The sequence below is a fragment of the Sphingomonas sp. P4_G2 genome (genome assembly GCF_056401155.1).
Window position 1 is genome coordinate 143,151 of sequence record NZ_JBFUJY010000006.1, and the last position, 23,621, is coordinate 166,771.

Here is a 23,621-nt window from a genome sequence, read left to right on the forward strand (position 1 = left end):
TGCGATGATCGATGGCATCGCCGGCCGATAGTCTGTCGCCGTCGCGCGAGGCGCCGGCCTGGCCGCTTGCAGTCGCGCTGTTGCTGGTGGTCGTGGCCGGCGCGCTGCTGTGGAATGCCGAGCTGGTCAACGACGTCGCCTGGCAATTATGGGTCGCGCGCCAGCTCGCCCATGGCGTCACGCTCTATACCGATATCGTCGAGGTAAACCCGCCTTTGTGGTTCTGGGCGGCGATCCCGGTCGTCGATCTGGCGCAGCTGTTTGGCGTAAGCAGCTATCATGTCCTGATCCCCGGCGTGCTGGCGCTGGATGTCGTCGCGCTGCTGCTGGTGCGGACGCTGTGTCGCGATCTGGAGGACGCCCGACTGATCGTTCTGGGTTTCCCCGTCATCACCCTGCTCGCCTTTCTCGATGTGTTCGGGCAGCGCGAGCATCTGACCCTCATTGCGACCGTGCCGTACCTCGTCCTCGTCGCGCGCCGCGCCGACGGGCTCCCGGTGAGCAGGACCATCGCCACCCTCTGCGGAATCATGGCCGCATTCGGCCTCGCGCTGAAACCGCACTTCCTCCTCGTCCCGGTTGCGCTGGAGATCCTGCTTCTGGTTCGTACGCGCCGTCTGCCGTTCAGGCCGGAGAATATCGCACTGGCGGTATCGCTCGTGGCGTACGCGCTGAGCGTCCTGCTGTTCGCCCGCGCCTATTTCGTCGCGAGCCTGCCGATGCTGATGATCTATCAGGGCGATCACAGGTCGATCGCCTATCTGTTGTCACAGCCGGTCGCGACGATGACCTGTCTGTTGCTGCTGAGCCTGGCGCTCTACGGCCGGCCGCGATCGTCGATCGCCCAAGCCGCGCTGATCGCCGGCCTGGCGTTTCTGGCGGCCTATTTCCTGCAGGGGAAAGGATGGCGCTATCACGGCGTGCCGGCGATGGGGTGTTTTGCGCTCGCCATCCTCGCGGAAGCGGAGCGGTTTCGCTGGAACACCCTGCGCCTTGCCGCACGCGCCGGCGTCGCGTTGGCGATGCTGACGATCATCTGCCTGGCGGTCCCGCTCGTTCAGGGGATGCAGAGCAAGGATGACGAAAACGCGCTGCTCGCCACCAGCGACCTACATCCGGGCGACGTCGTCGCGGCGCTTTCGGGGAGCGCATATTGGCCCGTCCCCGAGGAACGCCATTTCATCTGGCCTTCGCGTTCGGTGACCTATTCGCCCTTATTCTATGCGGTCGAGGCGTCGCGGGCCAAACAGCCGAACCCGGCGATGGCGGCGCTGATCGGCGACATCCGGCGCAGCATCGTCCATGACCTCGCCTGCAATCCGCCGCGGCGCATCCTGGGGGATCGCTATGACAATCGCTATCTCAAGACCGGCTTGGTCGAGTTCCTGTCGACCGATCCCGATTTTGCCCGGCTGATGCGCGCTTATCGTCGTGGCCCCGATTATGGCGAGTTCACCACTTATGATCGCGTCGGCCAGATCGCCTACCGCCCGACGACCTGCCGGACCATCTATTGAACGAACGCCATTCGGTTTCTTGCCGACACTAGCCGCGATCATCGGTGATGGCTCGCGTTCAAGGGCAGTTCCCTGTACATCTTATTAAATGCGGTCGGGGGCGATCATCATGTCGGCAATTATGCGTTCGATTGCGGTCGCCGCGATCTTCTATGCCATTTTGCTTGCGCTATCGTGGGTTAGCCTTGGGAGCGATCCGCGCCATGCAACGGCTGCCGTCGCGATGGCTTTCAAGAACGGAGATCTGACCGAAGCCGACATTCTCGACACGGATACGCGGATCGGTGCGCACCAGTTCAACGATTGCCTGATCCTCGATCAAGCCATCGTGCGATCGGGAACGCGTGCGCAGATGACGGTGACGCCGCCAAACGATTTCGCGGATCGTACGACAGCCGTGTGCCAGGAACTCAAGCGATCCGTGACCGAAGGAAAACATGGACCGCTCAATTTCTATCAGAACTATATCCACGGCCATACCGTCCTCGCCCGTGCCTTGCTGGAGTTCCTGCCTGTTCGAGCGATACGCACACTTTATCAGCTGATCATCGCTGCCCTGCTCCTCGCCGGGCTTACTCTTGCGATGAGACAGGCGCTCCGCGGCGGTGCGACCGTCAATGTGATCTTCTGGCTATGCTTCTTTCTCGCCTTCACGCGGTTCTTCGGCTTCGAATATTTCGCCCAATCGCTTGGTCACGGACCTGCCGATGCCGTGCTCCTCGGCTATGCCTTATGGTTGGAAACGATCAGCTTCCGCGCGCAGGCGCGTCCGGTTGATTTCGTCATTCCAGCTGCCGCCTTCGGCGCACAGACCGCGATATTCGAGCTTCTGACGGGCGGATTGCCGCTGGGTATCGCCCTCACCATCGCGGGTGTCGCCATGGCGGAGCGACGGGACGATCGGTTGAACACGAGCGTGGCACTGGCGTGCACCGCGTTCGTCACCGCCATGGCGACGACGGCCGCGATCAAGATCGTGCTGACCGAAATATTGTTCGGCGATGGCGCGGTGACGTCGGCGGGGCGGCAGCTATTCGATCGGTTGGCTGGATCGGCGCAATTCGACCAGATTCCACCGCCGACCATCGCCAACTTCATCATTCGTCTGTCGCGAGGACTCGGGGAAATGATGGGAGGACAACCGGAACTGGTTGTGATGCTCTTGTTATTGACGGTCGCTTTTGGCGTGGCGGGTCTTCTCCACCTCCGCCGGTCCGACCTTCGAGAGAGGGCGACGCTCGTCGCGGCGTCCAATCTCGTGCTGATCGGATGGGTCGCGATATTCAACCACCATTTCTATGTGCATGCATGGTTCATGACCCGCATCTTCGCGTGGACGATCGCGACCGGTTTTGCCCTGTTCGCCATGGCGGTGGCAGCGCGGCAACCAGCCGCGCCGGCCGATCAGGCGCCGATCCCCGCCGAATAGGCTCGCCGTCGCCGAGCTAAGGATCTAACTCGCCGGTTTGTCCGGAAGCGTCGGTGCAGTTGCACCCGCTCGATCGGATACATGGATCACTGCCCATTTGTCGGCATAGGCCCGCCGCCAGCCCGGCTCGCGGTCGAGGACCTTCGCCAGCGCATTGTCGGGCGGCAGGATCGTCCAGGCGAATTTCCACCGCGCCTCCGCCGCTTTCCAACGCGCGACGTCGCCATTGGCGATCTTGACATAATCGGCGGTGAAGGCGTCGCCATACATGTCCGATCGTCCGTCGATGAACGGCGCGATCCCCTCGAACGCCAGCAGGCCGCCGAAACTATATTCGTTGAACACCGGCTTGTCGCGCAGCCCGGGCGGGAGGTTGCGCAGCGCAGTGACCGGGACGCCATAGCTGTCTGGCCGATCGAACGGAGTGATGAGGCGATAGGTCGCGGTCCCGACGAACAGCAGCAGTGCGACCGCCAGCAACGGCGCCAGCTCGCGGCGCTCCGCCCATAGCCGCGGCAGCAATGCCGGCCGCGGCCGCTCTGCATCCACCGCCCAGGCGCGCCCGAGCGGCTCCGCGAGGAGGATCGTGGCGAGCGTCACCAGCACCATCTGGTTGCGCATATGCTCGAACGTGATGTGCAGCGCGGCCAGCAGGATCAGCAGGCGCATCGCTGGAATGCGAACCGGGCGCAGCAGCAGGAAGAACAATCCGCTGAGCAGCAGCACCTCCAGGCTCGACGCACCGCCGAACCGCGCCGGCTGCCATTCGGCGATCAGCGAGAGCAGCGAGAGGTTGTTGACGTAGAAGGGGTAGAGCAGGCCATCCAGCCCGGCCGGGGTCGCCATCGCCGCCGCGAGCGAGACGATGCCGAATAGCCCCCATTGCCGGACCGCGCGCAGGCGGTCGCCTGGTGCGGCGGAAACCAGCGCCTCAAACCCCAACCCGCCGGCCAGTGCCAGGCCGAACACGAAGCTGCCATGAGCATTGGCCCAGACGAGCATAAGAATCGCGAGCGCGAGCGGGGGTGCGCGCTCGCGCTCGCGTGCGCGCAAGAGCGCGATCAGCCACGCCGCGAGCATCGGCAACGCGAGCAGATGCGGCCTCGCCAACAAGGACTGCCCCAGCCCGATCGACAGATAGAGCATCATCAGCGCCGCCGCACCGGGTCGCTGCCAGCGCCGCAAATAGAGCGCGACGATGGCGTAGAGCGCCGCCACCGCGGTGCCGAACAGCAGGATCAGCCCACTCCAGCCACCATAACGCCAGGCGCCATACATCAGCAGTTCGGACAGCCATTCGTGCGCGACCCAGGGATGGCCGCGCGCGGTGAACGAGAAAGGGTCGGATCGCGGGACCGTGCCGTGCGTCGCGATCCACTGTCCGGTCGCGATATGCCAGCCGGTATCGCCATCGGCGAAGGCCGAGGACAAGACAGTCACGAACGCGAATGCGGTAAAGCTGGCCAGCAATAGTAAGACAATATCGGGAAGGTCAGCATCGCTGGCTTTTCCCTTACTCATTTTGGTAAGACTAATTGTGGCATAGAAATCTCCCCCTAGGCCCGCTCATCGGACTAATGGGTGATTCGTTTTTTGCAAAAGTGATTCGCCCATTTGTAAGAATCGGACAGGCGATTCATACCGTTGGATAAAAGCGACAGAGCAATATATCCATTCCGGCCCGAAATGGGTATGACGAACGATATACAAATTATGCCCTTTGTCCCGCGCGGCACATTTTTTCTGCGATTCTTGATGGTTAACCGGCAGCACCCCTTCCCCAACGCCGTTAGCTTAAGTGCCTGATAAACCGACAATTAAGCTTTAATGGTTAACAGGAGTTAGCCGTAAGATGTTGAAATAAATATGCAATTAGTGGGTTATTGACTCGTTACCCACTTCGACCCCTTCTGAACTGGCATTCCGAGGACGCCTGATCGGGCGAGCTCTGAAACGAGTTAGGCACACCCGATCCCAGACTGCCCACGGAATAGTTGGGGCCGGCGAGTGTCGGCGGGGAATTGGGGAAGTGACATGACCATGATCAAGAATCTTTTGCTGGACGACAGCGGCGCATCTGCCGCTGAATATGCGCTCATCCTGGCGATCGTCGGCACCGGCATCGCCGTTGCCGCCTATGGCCTCGGCACCTCGATCAGCAAAGCGATGAACAAGGCGTCGAACTGCATCACCAACAGCACCAGCTCTGGCTGCTGATGCACGACTGACGCTGGCGGGGCGCTTTCGGGAGGGGGAGCGCCCCGTCGACCGGGCCGGATGGGGATCCGGCAACGAAGGAGTTTTCGAGATGACGATGATCAAGAATCTGCTGACCGACACCAGTGGTGCTTCGGCGGCCGAATATGCGCTGATCCTGGCGATCGTCGGCACCGGCATCGCCGTTGCCGCCTATACGCTTGGCACCTCGATCAGCAACGCCATGAACAAGGCATCGAACTGCATCACCAACAGCACCAGCAGCGGTTGCTGATGAACTGAGCGGGGTCGCGGATCATCCGTGACCCCGTTCCGATCGCGGAAGCGATCGGCCGGCGGGGGGTCGGTAATCATGCGTGGACAGGGACTTATCATATTGGGCGTCGCGATCCTGATCGGGCTCGCGGCCGTTTTCCTTGCCAATTCCTATCTTGGCCGGGTCGAACAGCAACAGACCACCACGACCCAGGGCATGGTCAAGGTCGCTGTGGCGAGCGTTCCGCTCGACTTCGGCACGCCGATCACGCCCGACAAGATCCGGATGGTCGATTGGCCGGCAAACTCGCTGCCCGAGGGAACGTTCAGCTCGATCCCGCAGCTGCTGCCGATGAACCACACGCGCGTCGCGCTCCGCCCGATGGCGGCGAACGAGCCGATCCTGCGCTCCAAGATTTCCGGTGAAGGCGGCCGCGCGGCGATTTCCGCGGTGCTCGATCCGACCAAGCGCGCGGTCGCCGTGCGCCTCAGCGACGTCGCCGGCGTCGGCGGGTTCGTGCTGCCGGGCGATGTCGTCGACGTGCTGATCACCCGCACGCCGATGAATCCCAACGGCAACAGCCAGCAGATCACCGACATCCTGCTGCAAAAGGTCCGCGTCATCGCGATTGACCAGGATGCCAGCGACAGCACCGACAAGCCGGCGATCGGCAAGACCGCGACGCTGGAAGTCGCGCAGGTCGACGCGCAGAAGCTCGCTTTGGCGCAACAGGTCGGACAGCTCAGCCTGGCGCTGGTCAATCCCGCGTCGGAAACCAGCCCGACGGTCGAAACCGTCAGCACCAACGATCTGCGCGATGGCGCCTATGTCGGCGGCTATTCGGACGGCGCGCCGCGCTTTCAGCCGCCGCCACTCCTTTCCGCTCCACCCGCAGGGCCGCGCGCACCGCCGCGCAAGCCGGCCAATCCCGACCTCACGGTCATGATCGTCCGCGGTACCAAGGACAGCAGCTATGAGGTGGGTCGCTATGTCGGTCGCTGACATGAAGGCGCGCTGTCGCGTGCTCGCACTGGCGGCCAGCGCCGCCGCCATCATCGCCCCGGCGATGACCCAGGCGCAGGAAACGGTCAGGACCGCGGATGCCAATCTGCGCGCCGGCCAGCTCGATGTCGCCGTCAACAAGAGCCAGGTGCTGACCGCCGACCGGCCGTTCGCCAAGGCGCTGATCGGCAATGCCGATGTCGCCGACGTCCTGCCGCTGACCAATCGCTCGCTTTATGTGCTGGGCAAGAAGATCGGCACGACCAGCCTGACGCTCTATGACAAGAACAACAATCTGATCTCGGTGATCGACGTCGCGGTCGGACCCGATGTCCTCTCGCTGCGCCGCCAGCTCAGCGAGCTGATGCCGAGCGAGCAGATCGGTGTCCGCATGTCGGGGGACTCGGTAGTGCTGACCGGCACCGTCTCGAGCGGCCCGGCGATCGATCGCGCCAAACAGATCGCCGCCACTTATGCCGGCGACAAGGTCGTCAACCTGCTGGCGGTCGGCGCGTCGCAACAGGTCATGCTCGAAGTGCGGTTCTCCGAAATGAACCGCAACGTGGCGAAGAGCCTGGGGATCAACACCGCCTTCACCAACGGCAATGGCGCCAGCACCTTTCAGGGCGGTATCGGCAATACCGCGCCAGGCACGGCGCTGCTGACCAACAAGAACGGGGTGCCGACGGTCAACCTGTCCGGTATCCTCGACACATTCGGTGTCGTGTCCAAGGGCATTTCGCTCGGCAATCTCAACATCTTCACCGCGCTCGATGCGCTCGAGCGCAAGGGGCTGGTGACCACTCTGGCCGAGCCGACCCTGGTCGCGCTGTCGGGCGAATCCGCATCGTTCCTGGCGGGCGGCGAATTCCCGGTGCCGGTGTCGCAGGGCGGCGGCAGCGGCGGCGGCCAGAATAGCGGCAGCAACGCGATCACGGTCGAATACAAGCCGTTCGGGGTCAGCCTGGCGTTCACGCCGACCGTGCTCGACGATGGCGTGATCAACATGGTGGTCGCGCCCGAAGTCAGCTCGATCGATCCCTCGGCCTCGGTCACGATCAACGGCCTGACCATTCCCGGGCTGCAGACGCGGCGCGCCAAGACCACGCTGGAACTGCGCGATGGCCAGTCGTTCGCGATCGCCGGATTGTTGCGCAAGGATTTCCAGAGCACCGTGCGGCAATTCCCCTTGCTCGGGTCGATCCCGATCATCGGCGCGCTGTTCAGCTCGAGGGGATTCCAGCGCCAGGAAACCGAGCTGGTCATCATCGTCACGCCGCGGCTGGTGCGGCCGGTGCCGGCGGGCCAGCTTCGCCTGCCGACCGATCGCGTGCAACCGCCGAGCGAGCTCGATCTGTTCATGATGGGGCGGACCGACAAGGCGGTCGGGACCAATCCATTCGACCCGAACGAGCCGCCCAAAGATGGGCCGAAGCCGATACCACCCGCCGGAGGCTTTTCCGGTCCCAATGGCTACGCGCCGCAAAGGTGACCGATATGCGCTTCATCCATCCGATCGCGGCTATCACGTTCCTGGGGAGCATCGGCTTGCTGGCCGGGTGCACGCCGATCGACACCACGTTGGGCGACTCGGTGAAGACCGATTATGCCCTCCAGACGATCAATCCCGATCCCAAGCCGGTGCCGGCCGAGGCCGCGGTGATGGAAGGCGGATCGGGGACGCAGGCGGCGGGGGCCGCCGAGCGCTATCGCAAGGGCGCGGTCAAGCAGCCCCAGGCCCAGTCCACCGGCAGCGGCGGGAGTGTCGGCAGCGGCGGAGGCGGGGGGGGATCCCCCCCCAGCTCCAACTGACATGCGCCGCGCAGCCCAAAAGCTCTGGAAATCGGAGAGCGGTTCGGTCGCGCCCATCGTCGCCATTTCGCTGTTCGCGCTGATCGGCGCGGCCGGGATCGGGTTCGATTATTCACGGCTTGTCGGCTTGCATACCGAGCTGCAGGACGCCGCCGACCACGCCGCGCTGGCCGCCGCCGGGCAGCTAGACGGCAAGACCAATGCCCGTAGCCGCGCGGTCTCGGCCGCGCAGAGCCTGATCACCAATCTGGCGCTGTTCGCCAATGACGGCGCCAACCGCGCCGTGTCGGTGACCAGCGGCAACGTCGTCTTCTATCAGGACAAGGCCAAGACCACGCTGTCGACCAGCGATGCCAATGCCTATTTCGTCCAGGTCACCGTCGACACCAAACAGGCGCGCTATGCGCTGACGCCGGTCGTCGCCGCCTTTACCTCGCCCGCCATCAACGCCAAGGCGTTTGCGGGCGTGGCGTCGGGCATCTGCAAGGTGCCGCCGGTGATGATCTGCAATCCCGCCGAAACTGCGACCAACACCGATTATCTCGCCGATTTCAGCGTGGCCACCGGCACCGGGATCAGGCTGGTCACCGGCAATGCCACCGCGCCGGGCAATTTCGGCTGGCTCGATACCAATTTCGGCAACGGCGCCAACGCGCTCGCTGAGGCGCTGGGCTACAACGTCCCGCCGGGCGATTGTTCGCCGATAACCGGGGTCACTACCAAGCCGGGCATGAGCACGTCAGTCCTGTCGGCGTTCAACACGCGGTTCGACATCTTCGATAATGGCAATTCGACGTGCCCGTCCCAGGATGGCGGCACTTGCTCGCCGTCGGCCAACACGCGCAAGGATCTGGTGTGCGATTCCAATAACGGCACCAGCTGTTCCAACGACAAATGGACCGAATCGCCCAAGCCGTATCGGCCGACGACTGTCGGCGCCTTGCCCAGCGACGGCAGCGCCGACCCGGACATGATGGGATATCCGCGCGACCTGTGTCACGCGGTGCCGGCCGGCACGTCCGGGGCTTGCGGCATCACCGGTAATGCCACCTGGGATCGCGACGCCTATTTCCGCGTCAATTACGGCTATGCCAATCAGTCCACATGGGTGGCCGCGACGGGCCTTCCTTCCACGGCGACGCGCTACGACGTCTACCAATGGGAACTGGCTCACCCCTCGATCGTCTCGAACGGCTCCGCACACGGTATCGGCGTTTCGCAGCCGCTGACAGGCAAGAATACCGGTTTCGGCGTTCCCGCGACCGGCCGCGCAGGGCTGACGCCGGGCGGGTCGAACCTCGACCGCCGCCGGATGTCGGTCGCGGTGCTCAATTGCAACGCGCTCTCGGTCAACGGCAAGACCACGCAGATTCCGGTCGCAAAGTGGCTCGACGTGTTCCTGGTCGAGCCGGCCTTCAATCGCACGGGCGGCAGTGGCGCGAACAAGGCAACCTATACCGATCAGAAAGAGGTCTATGTCGAGGTGATCGGCACGACCACCAACGGGAGCGCCGGCGGCGCCGCAGGACAGGTGGTACGCAAGGACGTACCCTATCTGATCGAATGACCGGGCAGCGCGTCTCGATCGCCGCTCGGGTGCTGGCCTGTCGCCGCGGTTCGGCCGCGGTCGAGATGGCGCTCGTCACGCCGATCTTCCTGGCGCTAGCCTTCGGCTCGGTCGACCTGGGCAATTACTTCCTGTCCGAACATGCCGTGCTGAAGGGCGTACGCGACGGCGCGCGCTACGCGTCGCGGCGCTACCCGGTCAATTGTGTCGCAGTGACCAACGACACCAGTGCCATCGCCGTCGCGACCCAGAATCTGGTGCGGACCAATACCCTCGACGGAACCGGCCCCGCCCGCCTCAATGGCTGGACCAGCAACGCCACCATCGTCGTGTCGGTCGCGTGCAATAGCAGCGCCACCTATCGCGGCGGAATCTACACCGCATCGACAGCGGGAGTTCCCGTCGTCTCGGTGACCGCGACGATCCCCTATCCCTCGCTGTTCAAGGCGTTCGGGATCACCAAGACGACGATCAACCTCAACGCGACCGCGCAGGCGGCGGTGGTGGGGGCATGATCGCCCTTCGCGCCCTGTGGCAGTCGACGCGCGGCGGAACCGCCGCCGAATTCGGCCTGCTGACGCCGCTGCTGCTGTCGTTCATGATCGGCACCGTCGATCTCGGCCGCTTCCTGTGGACCTGCAATCGCGCCGAAAAGGCGACCCAGATGGGGGTGCGCTATGCGGTCACCAACGACGTCGTACCGGGCGGACTCGCCACATATGATTTCGCGGTAGCCGGCGGGATTCCGCAGGGCGATCCTATCCCGCTCAGCTCGTTCGGCGGCGCCGATTGCAATTCGGCCAGCGGCACGGTGACCTGCACGTGCAGGACCGGGGCGACTTGCCCCACGCTCACCCCCGTCAATACGACGGCGTTCAACGCCATCGTGACCCAAATGCAGCGATTCTACCCCAATCTGACCGCCGACAAGGTCACGATCAGCTATGAATATTCGGGCTTGGGATATGCAGGAGATCCTAACGGAATCCAGGTATCCCCGGTCGTCACGGTCCGGCTCAAGCCGACGACCTTCACGCCGATGCTTTTCCGCTTCTTCGGGAACGCCACGGTCAGCCTGCCGGCCTATGCCGCTTCGCTGACACTAGAAGACGGCAAGACTGGTTAGATGGGAGTTTGTGTTGTGGGAGCGGTAGAGTTGTCCGAGTTCGAACCGAATAGCTGGACCATCAGGCGGCCCGGCGCGGCGGTCGAACTGGTGCTGTCGCAAGAGGAAGTGCTGACGGCCGAATTCGGCCCCAGCGTCGTCGGCGGCTGGTCGCTCGACACCAGCAAGATCGAGCTCGATGACGAAGTCCCGGAAGAGATCGTCGAGCGCGCGCGGGTGATCGTGATCGAGGTGCGGCCCGACCGGCCGGCCTCGCTCGCGCGGCTGATCAGGCTGCACGTGGCGCACCCATCGATCGCGGTGATCGCGGCGGTCCGCAACCTGACCGTGCCGACAATGCAGGCCCTGCTCCGCGCCGGCGTCAAGGACATCATCGCCTTGCCGCTGGTCCGCAACGACCTCGAAACAATGCTCGAACGGATGCGCGAGGAGATCGAGCGCGGGTTGGCCCTGGCGACGCCGACCGGCAAGGTCGTGTCGATCATCAAGAGCGTCGGCGGCGTCGGCGCGACCGCGTTGCTGACCCAGGCCGCCGCGCTCTATGCCCGGCGCGAAGCCGATCGCGGGTTCAAGGCGTGCCTGTTCGACCTCGATCTGCAAGGTGGCAACGCCGCGACGCATCTGGGGATCAACCCAGCCTTGACCGTCAGCGAATTGCTCGACGCCGGCAAGCGGCTCGACCCGGCGGTGCTGACCTCGGTCGCCGCCGAACATGCCTCGGGCCTGCGGGTCGTCGCCGCGCCCACCGACCTGATGCCAACCGACACCGTCGGCACCGACCAGATTTGCGATATCGTCCATCTGGCGACGGCGGAATATCGCACCGTCTTCCTCGACCTGCCGAGCGACTGGACCAATTGGTCGCTCTCGCTGGTCGCGCAGTCGGACGTGGTGTTCCTGATCGTCGAACTGTCGATCGCCAGCCTGCGCCAGGCGCAACGCCAACTCGCCTTGCTGCTCAAGCTCGGCGTGGCGGCCGAGAAGGTTCAGGTCGTGGTCAACCGCGTCGAGAAACGGCTGTTCCAGCAGATCAACCTGAAGGACGCGTCGGACACGATCGGCCGCCAGATCGGGCTCAGCGTCACCAGCGACTTCGCGTTGATGAACACCGCGCTCAATCGCGGCGTGATGATCGGCGACATCAAGTCGAAAAGCGCGGTAACCCGCGACCTCAACAAGCTGCTCGACGCGATCGACATGCTGCTCGAGCGCGGCTGATGAGTGCCTGGCAGATCAGACGCGCCGGCGAACGCGCTGCCTCCGGGCAAGCCGAAACCGTGCCCGACAAGGACGTCCAGTCGCAAGCCGAGGCCGATCGCCACACCGCGCTCAAGGTGGAATTGCACCAGCGCCTGCTCGACCTGATCAACCTGTCGGCGCTGGAGACCATGTCGCGCGAGCAGATCCACGCCGAGATCGGCGAGATCGTCCACGAACAATTGTCGCTGCAGAAACACGCGCTCAACCTGGCCGAGCGCAAGCGGCTGGTCAGCGACGTGCTCGACGAACTGCTCGGGCTCGGCCCGCTTGAGCCATTGCTCAAGGATGAGAGCATCACCGACATCCTGGTCAACGGCTTCGACTCGGTGTTCGTCGAGCGCCACGGCAAGCTCGAGCCGTCGTCGATCCGCTTCAAGGACGAGCGCCATCTGTTGCGCATCATCCAGAAGATCGTTTCCGCGGTCGGGCGCCGGGTCGACGAGGCGTCACCTTATGTCGATGCGCGACTGGCCGACGGCTCGCGCGTCAACGCGATCATCCCGCCGCTCGCGGTCGACGGGTCGCTGCTCTCGATCCGCAAGTTCGCGCGGGTGCCGATCGATATGGATCGACTGATTTCCTATGGCAGCGTGCCGCGGTCGGTCGCGCAGGTGCTCGAAGCGATCGTCGAGGCGCGGCGCAACATCCTGATCTCGGGCGGCACCGGATCGGGCAAGACCACGCTGCTCAACGCGATGTCGGCCTATATCGACAATTCCGAGCGGATCGTGACGATCGAGGATTCGGCCGAACTCCAGCTGCAGCAAGCGCATATCGCGCGGCTGGAAACGCGGCCGGCCAATATCGAGGGTAATGGCGAAGTCACCCAGCGTGACCTGCTCAAGAACGCGCTGCGCATGCGGCCCGACCGCATCATCGTCGGCGAAGTCCGCGCCGGCGAGGCGTTCGACATGCTGCAGGCGATGAACACCGGCCATGACGGGTCGATGACCACGGTCCACGCCAATACCGCGCGCGATGCCCTGTCGCGGCTCGAACAGATGATCGGGATGAGCGGGATCGACATCGCCCCACGCTCGGCGCGCGCGCAGATCGCCTCGGCGATCAACGTCGTCATCCAGGTCGGCCGATTGTCCGACGGCAAGCGCCGCCTGATGAGCCTGTCCGAACTGATCGGCATGGAAGGCGAGGTCGTCACCATGCAGGAGATTTTCCGCTTCCGCCTGACCGGCCGCGACGAGCATGGCACGGTGCTCGGGCGGTTCGAAGCGAGCGGCATCCGTCCGCATTTCATGCAGGAGCTGGAGGATCGCGGCATCAAGCTGCCGGCCGATATCTTCAATCCCAGCGCGGCGCTCGACTGATGTCCTCCGACGTCATCCGGCTGCTCGTCCTCGCGCTCGTCTTCGCGGCGGTCGTGCTCGGCATCGAGGGCGGCATGCGCTGGTATCGCACCAATCGCGGCGGCGCGATGGCGGTCAACAAACGCCTGCGCCTGATCGCCAGCGGGTTCGACCGGCCCGAAGTCCTCGCGCGCCTGCGCCGCGACACTTGGGGCGACGCGATCCGCTTGCCCGGCTTCCTGGCCGGCCCGGGGAAGAAGCTCGATACGACGCTCCGCACCGCCGGGTTCGGCCTGTCGCCGGGACGCACCTTCATGCTGATGCTGCTGATCGTCGCGGTGTTGTTCATGCTGACGATATTCGGCGCCGTCATCTTCGGTTTCCGGATCGGCCTGGGCACGGTGCTGATGGCGGCATGCTTCGCCACCGCGGCGGGCATGGTGCTGCCGCTGATGCTGATCGCGCAGCGCGCCGAACGCCGCCGCAAGAAGATGGCCGAGCAATTCCCCGTCGCGCTCGACATCTTCGTGCGCGGGCTGCGCGCCGGGCACCCGGTGGCGTCCGCGCTCGATCTCCTCACCCAGGAAATGACCGACCCGATCGGCAGCGAGTTCGGCATCGTCACCGACGAAGTCGCTTATGGCGCGGAATTGCGCGACGCGCTGCAGAACATGGCCGATCGCTGCGATCTCGACGATCTGCGCATGTTCGTCGTGTCCTTGTCGGTGCAGAACGAGACCGGCGGCAATCTCGCCGAAATCCTCGAAAACCTGTCCCAGGTCATCCGCGAGCGCGCCAGCATGGTGCTGATGGTCCGCGCGCTCAGCTCGGAAGGCCGCATGACCGGGACGATCCTGACTGCGTTGCCGGTCATGGCGTTCGTCGCCTTGTTCCTGCTCAACCCGCCTTTCTACCTTCAGGTGGCGGGCGATCCCGCTTTCTCTATCGGCTTCGGCTGTCTGATCGGGCTCTATCTGATCGGATTTTTCATCATCCGCCGTCTCATCAACATCAAGGTCTAGCGCGATGTGGGAAACCGTCATCCAGCAATTTCCGCGCTATGCGATCCTCGCCGGCCTGTTCGCCGTGGTCGTGATGATCGTGCTTGGCGTGTCGACCGTCGTCACCGGGCGCGCCGCCGTGCGTCGCCGGCTCGCCGAAGCGGCAGCGGCGGGGCAGACCGGGGGGCATGTCGCGACCTTGCGCGATTCGGGACGCGCCGATGCGTGGAGCCGGATCGTCGGCGCGATCGAGAAACGCGGGGTGTCGCTGCTCGACACCAACAATGCGACGCTGACCGCACGGCTGGCGGCAGCGGGCTATACCTCGCCCCAGGCGCCGCGCGTGTTCACGCTTGCGCGGCTGGCGTTGACGCTCGGCCTGCCGTTGATCCTGGTAGCGGCGACCGTCTTTCGCGGCGAGGCGCCGTCGCTGCTCAAGCTTTATCTGTTCGGCGCGGCGCTCGCGGTGCTCGGACTCTATTTGCCCAATCTCTGGGTATCGGCGCGCGCATCGCGGCGCCAGGAGCAGATCGTCAACGGCTTTCCCGATGCGCTCGACCTGATGCTGGTCTGCGTCGAGGCCGGGCTCGGCATGGAAGCGGCGTTCGATCGCGTCGGGCGCGAAATGGCACGGTCGCATCCGCTGGTCGCCAATCTACTCGCGACCACGGTGCTCGAACTGCGCGCCGGGCGCGGCCGCGAGGAAGCGCTGCGCCGGATGGGCGATCGCGCCGCGGTCGACCAGATCCGGTCGTTCACCACCTTGCTGATCCAGTCGAACAAGCTGGGCTCGAGCATCGGCCAGACGTTGCGCATCTATGCCGGCGAAATGCGCGAGCGCCGCAAGATGCTGGCACAGGAAAAGGCGCATCGTCTGCCGGTGCTGATCTCGATCCCGCTCGTCGCCTGCATGTTGCCGGTGATGATCGGCGTGCTGATGCTGCCGGCTGCGATCCGCGTCGTTCGCCAGCTTCTGCCGATGATGGGAGGATGACGGAATGAAGCGCAATCTCGCCTCGCGTGCCGCGCTGATCGGCCTGTTGGTCGCCACCAGCGGATGCACGAGCTCGGCCAAGCGAACCGCGCTGCCCGAGGGAACGCGGTTCACCGCCGCGACCGACGCCTCGTCGATCGCCGCCGCGCGGCTGCTCGCTGACGGCAATTACGGGTTGGCGATCGAAATGTATCGCCGCATCCTGGTCGCGACTCCCGACGATGCGACAGCGGTCGAGGGGCTCGCGCTCTGTTATGACCATTTGCGCCGCTACGATCTGAGCGACGTCTATTTCCAGAAGGCACTGGCACTGGCACCGCGCAACGACGCTTTCTACCGCGCTTATGCCGCGTCGCTGACCGCGCAGGGCCGCAATGACGCCGCGGCGTTGCTCGACCTGGATATGCGCACCATGCTGGCCTCCGCATCCGTTACGCCTGCTGCCGCACCGATGCCAACCCAGCCTGTGGCGCCGCCGCCGCCAATAGCCGCCCCTGCGCTGGCGAGCGCTGCCGCGGTGCCGGTCGCGCCGGCCCCCGTCATTGCCGCCGGCCCGCGCCTCGAACAACTCGCCCCGGGGGTCGTTCATCTGATCCTGCCGCCAGCGCGCAGCGTCGGTAAGGGAGCGATCCTCGCCTCTTCGCCCGCGTCGGCGCCGGCGGCGGTGCCCACAGCCTCGCGGGTAGCGTCTCCGAAGCCGATGGCCACGCCGCTGGCGCCAGGCGCGCTACGCAACACGATGGTGGTCAATGCCGCTGGGCGCAAAGGCATTGCCGGGCGCGTCCAATCCTATCTTGCCGGGCGCGGCTGGCGCCCACTCGATCGCGGCGACAGCGGCATGCGGATCGCGGTCAGCCGTATCCTCTATCCGCCGTCGGGCGAGGCGACCGCGCGCCGGCTGGCGCGCGCGGTGCCGTTCCCGACCCGGCTGTACGCCACCAGCCAGGCCAACCGGATCCAATTGCTGGTCGGCGGTAACGCGCTGCGGTTCGCCACCAAGCCTACCGGTGGACGACGGTGATCCTCGCCGTCCGGCTGCTATCGCTGGCGGCCCTGTTTGCTTGTGGCACAGCGTCGGCGGCGCCGCCGGACGATCTCGTTTTAGTCGATGCCGCGATCCGGGGCGGGCGGCTGGTCCAGGCGCAGACGATGCTCGATCTGTTGCCCGACGCCCAATCCGGCACGTTCGATGTCGCGGTGCTCCGCGCGCAGCTGAGGCTGGCGCGAGGCCAATATGCCGAAGCCGAGCGTGCGTTCGGCAAGCTGGCAGCAACGCCCAGCGACGATTGCCGCGTGGTCGCCGGGCTCGGCAGCGCGGCCGCGGCGATGCGGCATACCGAGGTCGCCCTCGCCCGGTTGCAGGATGCGACCACGCGCTGCCCGGCCAACTGGCGGCTATGGGCCGATCTCGGCCACGCTTATGATTCCGGCGCGCGGTGGAACGACAGCAAGGCGGCCTATGAGCGGGCGTCGGCACTGGGCGCGCCGCGCGCGTCGCTGCTCAACGACATGGCGATCTCGCTGTTGATGCAACACCGCTATCCCGAAGCCAAAGCCTTGCTGCAACAAGCGCTGGCGGCCGATCCGGATGATCGACGTGTCGCCAACAATCTCGACATCGCCGCCGCATCGATGGGCGAACCGCCGGTGCGCAGACGCGGGGAGGATGCGGCGCGCTGGGCAGAGCGATTGTCCAACGCCGGCTATGCCGCCTCGCTCGCCGGCCGGAGCGACGATGCGCGGGCGTGGCTGACCCAGTCGCTCGCCGCGGCGCCGATCTATCCGGCGGCAACCGCCAATATCCTCTCGTCGCTGGGGCCCCAGAAATGACGTCGCTTCCCAACGTCCTGTTGATCGCTTTGTATCTCGTACTGGCGCTCGCCGCGCTGACCGATGTGTGGAAATTGCGCATCCCGAACATATTCCCGGCCGCGATCATCCTGCTGTTCCCGGTCTGGATGTACAGCTGCGGCTGGAACGCGCAGCTGTGGCAGAACGCGCTCGTGTTCGTCGGCACCTTCCTGGGCGGCCTGTTCCTGTTCTCGCGCGGATGGCTCGGCGGCGGCGACGTCAAATTGATGGCCGCGATCGCCTTATGGTTCGACTTCAAGGGCGCGGCGGCGCTCTATCTGTGGATGGGGATTGGCGGCGCGCTGCTCGCCATCGTCTTCATCGTGCTCCGGCGGATGCTTCCGGCCGGGATCGCGCAATCGACCAACGTTGCCAGCCTGAAGGCCCGCGGCCCCATTCCCTATGGCCTGGCGATCTCGGCCGGCGCGATGCTCGCGATCGTCGGGGGCAACATCAATCCGCAGCCAAAGGCCTGGTATCTCGACCCGGCCAGCCTGACCGGCTCACATCGCTTCGGCAGCTAACATCATGATGAGCTGAGCGCGCGAACTGATCCCCAGCTTGCCGTAGATGTGGTGCAGATGGAGCTTGACCGTGCCTTCGGTCAGTCCGCAGCGGCGCGCGATCTCGCGGTTGCGCAGGCCTTCGCCGACCAGCTTGACCAATTCCTCCTGCCGGCGCGTCAGCCCATATTGCGGCAGCACGGGTACCGACTGGCCGGCCATGCTGCGCTTCAACACGCGCTCGATGATGGTCGGGTCGATCCAGGTGTCGCCGCGATTGACCGCTTCGATACAGGTGATCAAATTGCTCGGGTCGTTGTGCTTGAGAACGATGCCGTTGATGCCCAGCTTGACCGCTTCCATCGTCTCGACCGGCTTCAGGCCGACGGTGAGAAAGACGATCGGGATCTGATTGCCCGCGCCACGCAATGTCCGAAGGATGTGCAGGCCGCCGCCATCGGCCATGCTGACGTCGAGCACCAGCAAGTCGAATACGCCATGCGCGACGCGGTCGATCGCATCGACCGACGTTCGGGCGGTGTCCTGGACAACATGGCCGTTGGTCTCGAGAAACTGGCGCAGCCCCTCGAGAAAGATCGGGTGATCGTCAACCAGCAGCAGTTTCGACATGGACACCAGCCTTTAGTGGAATTCTGAGCGACAATAGCACACCGCGCTCCATCGGATCGGTATAAGCGCGCCCGTTGAGGGCTTTCACGCGCTTGGTCAGCGAATGCGACAAGACGCCTTCGACGTCGGCGCCATCGGCGCTGGTGTCGATGACCGTCGCGCCGTCGCTCCTGATCGCGACGAACACCGCCTCGTCGCGCAGCGCCGCGGCCACTTTGACCACGGACGCATGTGCGTGCTGCACCGCGTTCGAGACGGCTTCACGCACCAGGAACTCGACTTCGAGCGCAATGTCGGGAGAGACGGGCAGCACCGCGGGCTCGGCCTGGACCGAACAGTCGATGCCCCATTGCCGCGACAGCAATTCGGCGCGCTGCGCCAGATGGCTGGCGAGGTCGATCCGCTCGCTGACCGGCTGGGCGCTGTCGTTGATCAGTTCGCGCAGGCACGCCTGTTCGGCGGCGATGATCGACTCCAGGCCCTTCAGTCGCTCCTGCCGCTTGGCGACCGGCATGTCGGTTTCCTTCATCAGGACCGCGACCTGCATCCTGAGCCCGGCGAGCGTCTGCAACACGCTGTCATGCATGTCGCGACTGATCTCCAGCCGCGCATTGGCAAAGGCGTTCTCGCGCCACGCCTCGAACATCTGGTAGCGGTCGAGCGTCGCGCTGACCGCATGGCCGGCGCTGACGACCTGACCCAGCAGCACCTCCGACACGCGCGGCAATCCGATCAGATAGACATAGCCGTCCATCGCGTTCGCCGCGATCGGCATCGCTGCGACGATCGTCGCGCCGTCGACCAGCTCGTCCGGCAGGAAACCGGGCTCGATCGTGCGAACGACCGGATCGCGCGCGACCTCGCTGTTGACCATCGCCTTGCCGGTCCGCGCCTCCCACAGATAGGCTTCGTCCCAGCCGGTCGGCAGCAGCATGCGGTCGGCGATCGCGGACGGCGGATCGATCCGCGACAGCGCGCCGTCCGCGAAACGATAGAAATGGCGGTCGTCATCCTCCCCGCCCCGCCAGCAGATCAGGATCCTCGACACCTGGAACCGGCTCGCCAGCCGCGCCGCGATCTCCTCGATCGGCATCGACCGCGCGCGCATGCCCGTAGCCAGCAACTCGCCGTTCCAGCGGTCGCTCGATGTCGCATCGGTCTGCCGCATCTTCCCCACCAGCGCGGCGGCGGCAATGAAGGTCAGCACCGTGAATTGCAGCATCCGCTGCCCGTCACTGATATGGGGCAAGGCCGGCAACAAAGCCGCAGCCCGATTATGGAGAAGAATGACGAGCGAGAAGATCAGATATTCGATCGCGACGCTGGCAATGCTCGACTGAATCCGCTTGGCGACCAGCAGGAAAACGATGAACGGCAGATAGAGAATGGTGACGGTCGGATAGAAGATCAGCACGCCGAGGCCGATCGCCTCATCGGCAACGGATCCGATACGGCGTATCAACCACGTGACTTTCCAGGACACCAATCTCACGACCAGCGCCGCAACCGCGAGCAGCAGATAGGCGATGAAGCACCAGCGGACGGCCCGATCGAGCGCCGGAATCGGGAACGGGATCGCCATGACGATACCCAAGGCGATCGTCGCGAGCAGCGTGCGGCCGGCGGCGACGACGTCATGCGCCACCGAATAACCGAGATCGCGCCGCAGCGCCTCTCTAAGACCGTTTGCAAACTCGCCCGTCAATCGCCCTCCCCCCGCAGCGATGTTACACCATCGACACACTAATGTCAGATGATCTCGTAGCGCCGATTGTCCCAAGAAATGCACCGCCAGCTGCAAACGCAGGTCGTCGATAGGGGACGAAAAGCGCCTTTCGCCCCCTGGCATCGCCAGTCAATTCGCAATTCTACGTATCGAAGCCCCGCCCCCAACGCCGCGCGCGATGAACGCGGGCGGCCGGGTCAACAATCTATATCGCCGAACACGGACGACGAGCGGGAAGCGAGTGCCGCTTGGCGGCGAGCATGACCGCGACCAATCCGATCGCCGACGTCACCGCTCCGGCCAGCGCGACGGCCGGGTAGCCCCATCCGGCGGCAATCACGCCGCCGCCCAAAGCGGCGCCAAAGGCATTGCCGAGATTGAACGCGCCGATATTGACCGAGGACGCGAGGTTCGGAGCGTCCGCGGCCGCCGCCATCACGCGCACCTGCAGCGGCGGCACGAGGGCGAAGCTCGCCACGCCCCAGGCAAAGACCAGGATCGCGGTCGGGGCGGCATAAGACATCGTCAAGGCGAACGCGATCAAGATCGCCGACAGCGACGCCAGGGTAACGATCAGCGTGCGGTCGACGTGCCGGTCCGCGAATTTGCCTCCCGCCCAATTGCCGACGGTGAGTCCTAAGCCATAGGTCACCAGCATCGCGGTGACGAAGCCGAGCGAGGCATGGGTCGCGTCGCGCAGGATCGGGGCGATATAAGTGAAGACGGTGAACATCGCGCTCGATCCGATCACGGTGAGCGCGAGCGCGCCCAGCACCTTGCCGCGCATCAACACGCGCAGCTCGGCGATGGCATTGCCGCCTTCCGGTGCCGGCAGGGCCGGCAGCGTCAACCGCAGCGAAACGATGGTGGCCACACCCAAGGCGGCGATGCCCCAGAACGAGGCGCGCCAGCCGAGATGCTCGCCCGCCCAGGTCGCGAGCGGCACGCCGACGACATTGGCGATGGTCAGCCCCATGAACATCGCGGCGACCGCGCTGGCCCTCCGCTGCGGCGGCACAAGCCCAGCCGCGACGATCGACCCGACGCCGAAAAAGGCGCCGTGGTTGAACGAGGTCAGGATCCGCGCCGCCAACAACAGCGCATAACTATGCGAAACCGCCGCCAGCACATTGCCCAGCGTGAAGATGGCGGCGAGCCCGATCAGCAGCGCCCGGCGCGGCACGCGGCCGGTGGTCAGCGTCATCAGCGGCGCCCCGATCATCACGCCCAGTGCATAGCCGCTGATGAGCAGGCCGGCGGCCGGAATCGAGACGCCAAGATCTTTCGCGATCACCGGGAGCAGCCCCATCGGGGCGAACTCGGTCACCCCGATGCCGAAGGCGCCGACCGACAAGGCCAAAAGGCCGGGATTGAACTTCATTGCCGCCTCCTCTCAGACCAGCGCCGGATTGAGGCGGGCAAAGCCCTCCTGCTGGCGGTAAGGCGTGTGCGGATAAGGTGGGAGCACATCGCTTGCCGCATCGAGCCTTGCGACCTGTTCGGGCGTAAGCGACCAGCCGACAGCGCCAAGATTGTCGCGCAATTGCTCCTCGTTGCGCGCGCCGATGATCACCGACGAGACGGTCGGGCGTCGCAGCAGCCAATTGATCGCGATCTGGGGCACGGTCCTGCCAGTCTCGGCCGCCACCGCCTCGAGCGCGTCGATGACACGATAGAGCTGCTCGGTTTCGACGGGCGGCGCGAATTGTTCGGTGTCGTGCAGCCGGCTTCCCGCCGGTACCGGACGATCCCGCCCGATCTTCCCGGTCAGCCGCCCCCACCCAAGTGGGCTCCAGACCAGCGCGCCAAGCCCCTGATCGGCGGCGAGCGGCATCAACTCGGATTCGTAGGCGCGGCCAATCAACGAATAATAGACCTGGTGCGCGACGAGACGAGGCCAGCCGTAGCGATCGGCGATCGCCTGCGCCTTCATGATCTGCCAGCCGGGATAGTTGGAAACGCCGGCATAACGGATCTTGCCCGTAGCGATTAGCAGATCGAGCGTGCCCATGACTTCCTCGGCGGGTGTCGAGGCATCGAAGGCATGGAGCTGGAGCAGATCGATATAGTCGGTGCCCAGCCGCCGCAACGCGTCCTCGACCGCGCGGATCAGCCGGGCCCGGGACGCGCCCCAATCCTGTGGTCCATCTCCCATCGGCAGGCCGGTCTTGGTCGAGATCAGCACGCTATCGCGGCGGTCGCGGATCGCAGCGCCGAGAATCTCCTCGGAGGCGCCGTTGGAATAGACGTCCGCCGTGTCGAACAACGTGACGCCGGCGTCCAGGCACAGGTCGACCAGCCGCCGCGCCTCGGCGACATCGCTCGTTCCCCAGGCGCTGAACAGCGGCCCGTGACCGCCGAACGTTCCGGTGCCGAAACTCAGCGCCGGTACCCGCAAACCCGATGACCCCAATTGCCGATATTCCATCATCTGCTCATCCCTTGCTCGTTCGGCGCATAGATGGACGTCGAGCCTTTACCCGTGTACCCGCAGTCGACGCGAAAGATTATTGCATTGGACGCAAAGATGGCGAGCGGAACCGATCGGGCGCGCGAGATGGCGCTGTTCATGGCGGTGATCGACAATGGCAGTTTTTCGGCGGCGGGCCGCCTCCTCGACCTCAGTCCATCGGCGGTCGCGCGTGGGATCGACCGGATCGAGGCGCGGCTCGGCATACGCTTGCTGCTGCGCTCGACCCGCACGCTGGCGCTGACCGCGGAAGGCCAATCCTATCTCCAGGCGGCGCGGCGCATCCTTGCCGATCTGGACGATGCCGAGCAGCAGATCGCCGACCAGGGCGCGCCACGCGGCCGGCTGAGCGTCAGCGCGGCGTTCGCCCATGGGCGGCTCTGCGTGGTGCCGCTCTTGGGCAAGTTCGCCGCCTCCTATCCGCATATCCTGGTCGATATCGCGCTGACCGACACGCTGGTCGATGTCGCAGCAGGCCAGGCCGATGTCGCGATCCGCTTCGGTCCGCTGCCCGACAGCACGCTCACGGCCCGCAAGCTCGGCGAGACCCGCCGGGTCATCGTGGCATCGCCTAATTATCTCGCCAAACATGGCACACCGCGCGAGCCCGAAGAGCTGCACCAGCATAATTGCCTGAACTTCAATTTCCGGCGCGCCGAACCGATCTGGCCATTCCGCCGCGACGAGAGCGATTTCTCGCTCTGCGTGAAGGGCAATATCGAAGCGAATAATGGCGAGACGCTGGGCCAGCTCGCCGCGATCGGCATCGGCATAGCGCGCGTCGGCGCCTTCAGCGTCGCCGAGGAGATCGCCAGCGGCCAACTCGTCCCGATCCTGGAGGAGTTCAATCCCGGCGATGTCGAGCAGATTCACGCCGTATTCGTGGGCGGCGTCAGTACCCCGGCGCGGATACGGGTCTTTGTCGACTTTCTGGCCGAAAATTTGCGGTGAGATCG

Annotated in this window: 24 protein-coding genes; 18 read left to right on the forward strand and 6 right to left on the reverse strand. The window is 65.1% G+C overall.

The genetic code is table 11. The features are described 5' to 3' along the window. Positions 1-11 precede the first annotated feature (11 nt). Complete coding sequence (locus AC1DRD_RS17350) at positions 12-1,517, forward strand: hypothetical protein (RefSeq protein WP_478042311.1); 1,506 nt, start codon at positions 12-14, stop codon at positions 1,515-1,517. 169 nt (positions 1,518-1,686) lie between these two features. On the opposite strand, the gene AC1DRD_RS17355 is transcribed toward AC1DRD_RS17350, so the two are convergent. Continuing rightward, entirely contained in the window at positions 1,687-1,839 is a 153-nt protein-coding gene (locus AC1DRD_RS17355) for a hypothetical protein (protein ID WP_478042312.1), read from the reverse strand. A gap of 30 nt (positions 1,840-1,869) precedes the next feature. On the opposite strand from AC1DRD_RS17355, the gene AC1DRD_RS17360 reads away from it, so the two are divergent. Then, on the forward strand, positions 1,870-2,946 hold the full coding sequence (locus AC1DRD_RS17360; RefSeq protein ID WP_478042313.1) for a hypothetical protein: 1,077 nt from the start codon (positions 1,870-1,872) through the stop codon (positions 2,944-2,946). Between the two features lie 24 nt (positions 2,947-2,970). On the opposite strand, the gene AC1DRD_RS17365 is transcribed toward AC1DRD_RS17360, so the two are convergent. Further along, positions 2,971-4,467 carry a hypothetical protein gene (locus AC1DRD_RS17365; protein ID WP_478042314.1) on the reverse strand — a complete coding sequence of 499 codons (1,497 nt, stop codon included), beginning with the start codon at positions 4,465-4,467 and terminating at the stop codon, positions 2,971-2,973. Between the two features lie 513 nt (positions 4,468-4,980). Between AC1DRD_RS17365 and AC1DRD_RS17370 the strand changes: the two genes are divergently transcribed. The 15 genes from AC1DRD_RS17370 (at position 4,981) to AC1DRD_RS17440 (ending at position 17,860) form a co-directional block, all read left to right on the forward strand. After that, positions 4,981-5,163 carry a Flp family type IVb pilin gene (locus tag AC1DRD_RS17370; RefSeq protein WP_478042315.1) on the forward strand — a complete coding sequence of 61 codons (183 nt, stop codon included), beginning with the start codon at positions 4,981-4,983 and terminating at the stop codon, positions 5,161-5,163. Positions 5,164-5,254: 91 nt separating this feature from the next. Further along, positions 5,255-5,437 carry a Flp family type IVb pilin gene (locus AC1DRD_RS17375; protein WP_478042316.1) on the forward strand — a complete coding sequence of 61 codons (183 nt, stop codon included), beginning with the start codon at positions 5,255-5,257 and terminating at the stop codon, positions 5,435-5,437. A gap of 78 nt (positions 5,438-5,515) precedes the next feature. Further along, on the forward strand, positions 5,516-6,421 hold the full coding sequence (cpaB, locus tag AC1DRD_RS17380; protein WP_478042317.1) for a Flp pilus assembly protein CpaB: 906 nt from the start codon (positions 5,516-5,518) through the stop codon (positions 6,419-6,421). Further along, positions 6,393-7,913: a type II and III secretion system protein family protein gene (locus tag AC1DRD_RS17385; RefSeq protein WP_478029657.1), complete on the forward strand. Its 1,521-nt coding sequence runs from the start codon at positions 6,393-6,395 to the stop codon at positions 7,911-7,913. The genes cpaB and AC1DRD_RS17385 overlap by 29 nt, the downstream gene beginning before the upstream one ends. A gap of 5 nt (positions 7,914-7,918) precedes the next feature. Further along, positions 7,919-8,233, forward strand: a complete 315-nt coding sequence (locus tag AC1DRD_RS17390) for a hypothetical protein (protein ID WP_478029656.1) — start codon at positions 7,919-7,921, stop codon at positions 8,231-8,233. Between the two features lies 1 nt (position 8,234). Then, a complete protein-coding gene (locus AC1DRD_RS17395; RefSeq protein WP_478042318.1) occupies positions 8,235-9,800 on the forward strand; it encodes a pilus assembly protein TadG-related protein in 1,566 nt (521 codons plus the stop codon). Continuing rightward, positions 9,797-10,315 carry a TadE/TadG family type IV pilus assembly protein gene (locus AC1DRD_RS17400; RefSeq protein WP_478042319.1) on the forward strand — a complete coding sequence of 173 codons (519 nt, stop codon included), beginning with the start codon at positions 9,797-9,799 and terminating at the stop codon, positions 10,313-10,315. Before AC1DRD_RS17395 ends, AC1DRD_RS17400 begins: the two co-directional genes overlap by 4 nt. Next, complete coding sequence (locus AC1DRD_RS17405) at positions 10,312-10,926, forward strand: TadE/TadG family type IV pilus assembly protein (protein ID WP_478042320.1); 615 nt, start codon at positions 10,312-10,314, stop codon at positions 10,924-10,926. Before AC1DRD_RS17400 ends, AC1DRD_RS17405 begins: the two co-directional genes overlap by 4 nt. Positions 10,927-10,956: 30 nt before the next feature. After that, positions 10,957-12,144 carry a CpaE/TadZ family protein gene (locus AC1DRD_RS17410; RefSeq protein ID WP_478042321.1) on the forward strand — a complete coding sequence of 396 codons (1,188 nt, stop codon included), beginning with the start codon at positions 10,957-10,959 and terminating at the stop codon, positions 12,142-12,144. Beyond that, a complete protein-coding gene (locus tag AC1DRD_RS17415; protein ID WP_478029651.1) occupies positions 12,144-13,511 on the forward strand; it encodes a CpaF family protein in 1,368 nt (455 codons plus the stop codon). Before AC1DRD_RS17410 ends, AC1DRD_RS17415 begins: the two co-directional genes overlap by 1 nt. Then, on the forward strand, positions 13,511-14,512 hold the full coding sequence (locus AC1DRD_RS17420) for a type II secretion system F family protein (RefSeq protein ID WP_478029650.1): 1,002 nt from the start codon (positions 13,511-13,513) through the stop codon (positions 14,510-14,512). The genes AC1DRD_RS17415 and AC1DRD_RS17420 overlap by 1 nt, the downstream gene beginning before the upstream one ends. A 4-nt stretch (positions 14,513-14,516) precedes the next feature. Next, positions 14,517-15,485, forward strand: a complete 969-nt coding sequence (locus AC1DRD_RS17425; RefSeq protein ID WP_478042322.1) for a type II secretion system F family protein — start codon at positions 14,517-14,519, stop codon at positions 15,483-15,485. A 4-nt stretch (positions 15,486-15,489) separates the two neighbouring features. Beyond that, positions 15,490-16,506 carry a LytR C-terminal domain-containing protein gene (locus AC1DRD_RS17430; RefSeq protein WP_478042323.1) on the forward strand — a complete coding sequence of 339 codons (1,017 nt, stop codon included), beginning with the start codon at positions 15,490-15,492 and terminating at the stop codon, positions 16,504-16,506. Next, entirely contained in the window at positions 16,503-17,315 is an 813-nt protein-coding gene (locus tag AC1DRD_RS17435) for a hypothetical protein (protein WP_478042324.1), read from the forward strand. Before AC1DRD_RS17430 ends, AC1DRD_RS17435 begins: the two co-directional genes overlap by 4 nt. After that, complete coding sequence (locus AC1DRD_RS17440) at positions 17,312-17,860, forward strand: A24 family peptidase (protein ID WP_478042325.1); 549 nt, start codon at positions 17,312-17,314, stop codon at positions 17,858-17,860. Before AC1DRD_RS17435 ends, AC1DRD_RS17440 begins: the two co-directional genes overlap by 4 nt. Here AC1DRD_RS17440 and AC1DRD_RS17445 read toward each other — a convergent pair. The 4 genes from AC1DRD_RS17445 to AC1DRD_RS17460 form a co-directional block, all read right to left on the reverse strand. Then, the gene (locus AC1DRD_RS17445; RefSeq protein ID WP_478029644.1) at positions 17,840-18,469 is read right to left on the reverse strand and encodes a response regulator; all 630 of its coding nucleotides are present in this window, start codon (positions 18,467-18,469) and stop codon (positions 17,840-17,842) included. The two genes, AC1DRD_RS17440 and AC1DRD_RS17445, sit on opposite strands and share 21 nt — an antisense overlap. Next, positions 18,447-20,174, reverse strand: a complete 1,728-nt coding sequence (locus tag AC1DRD_RS17450; protein WP_478042326.1) for a sensor histidine kinase — start codon at positions 20,172-20,174, stop codon at positions 18,447-18,449. Before AC1DRD_RS17450 ends, AC1DRD_RS17445 begins: the two co-directional genes overlap by 23 nt. 226 nt (positions 20,175-20,400) lie before the next feature. Continuing rightward, positions 20,401-21,576 carry an MFS transporter gene (locus tag AC1DRD_RS17455; protein ID WP_478042327.1) on the reverse strand — a complete coding sequence of 392 codons (1,176 nt, stop codon included), beginning with the start codon at positions 21,574-21,576 and terminating at the stop codon, positions 20,401-20,403. A gap of 12 nt (positions 21,577-21,588) precedes the next feature. Then, complete coding sequence (locus AC1DRD_RS17460; protein ID WP_478042477.1) at positions 21,589-22,623, reverse strand: aldo/keto reductase; 1,035 nt, start codon at positions 22,621-22,623, stop codon at positions 21,589-21,591. A gap of 87 nt (positions 22,624-22,710) precedes the next feature. On the opposite strand from AC1DRD_RS17460, the gene AC1DRD_RS17465 reads away from it, so the two are divergent. Further along, positions 22,711-23,616 (forward strand): LysR family transcriptional regulator, encoded by a 906-nt coding sequence (locus tag AC1DRD_RS17465; protein WP_478042328.1) that lies wholly within the window; start codon positions 22,711-22,713, stop codon positions 23,614-23,616. Positions 23,617-23,621 lie beyond the last annotated feature (5 nt).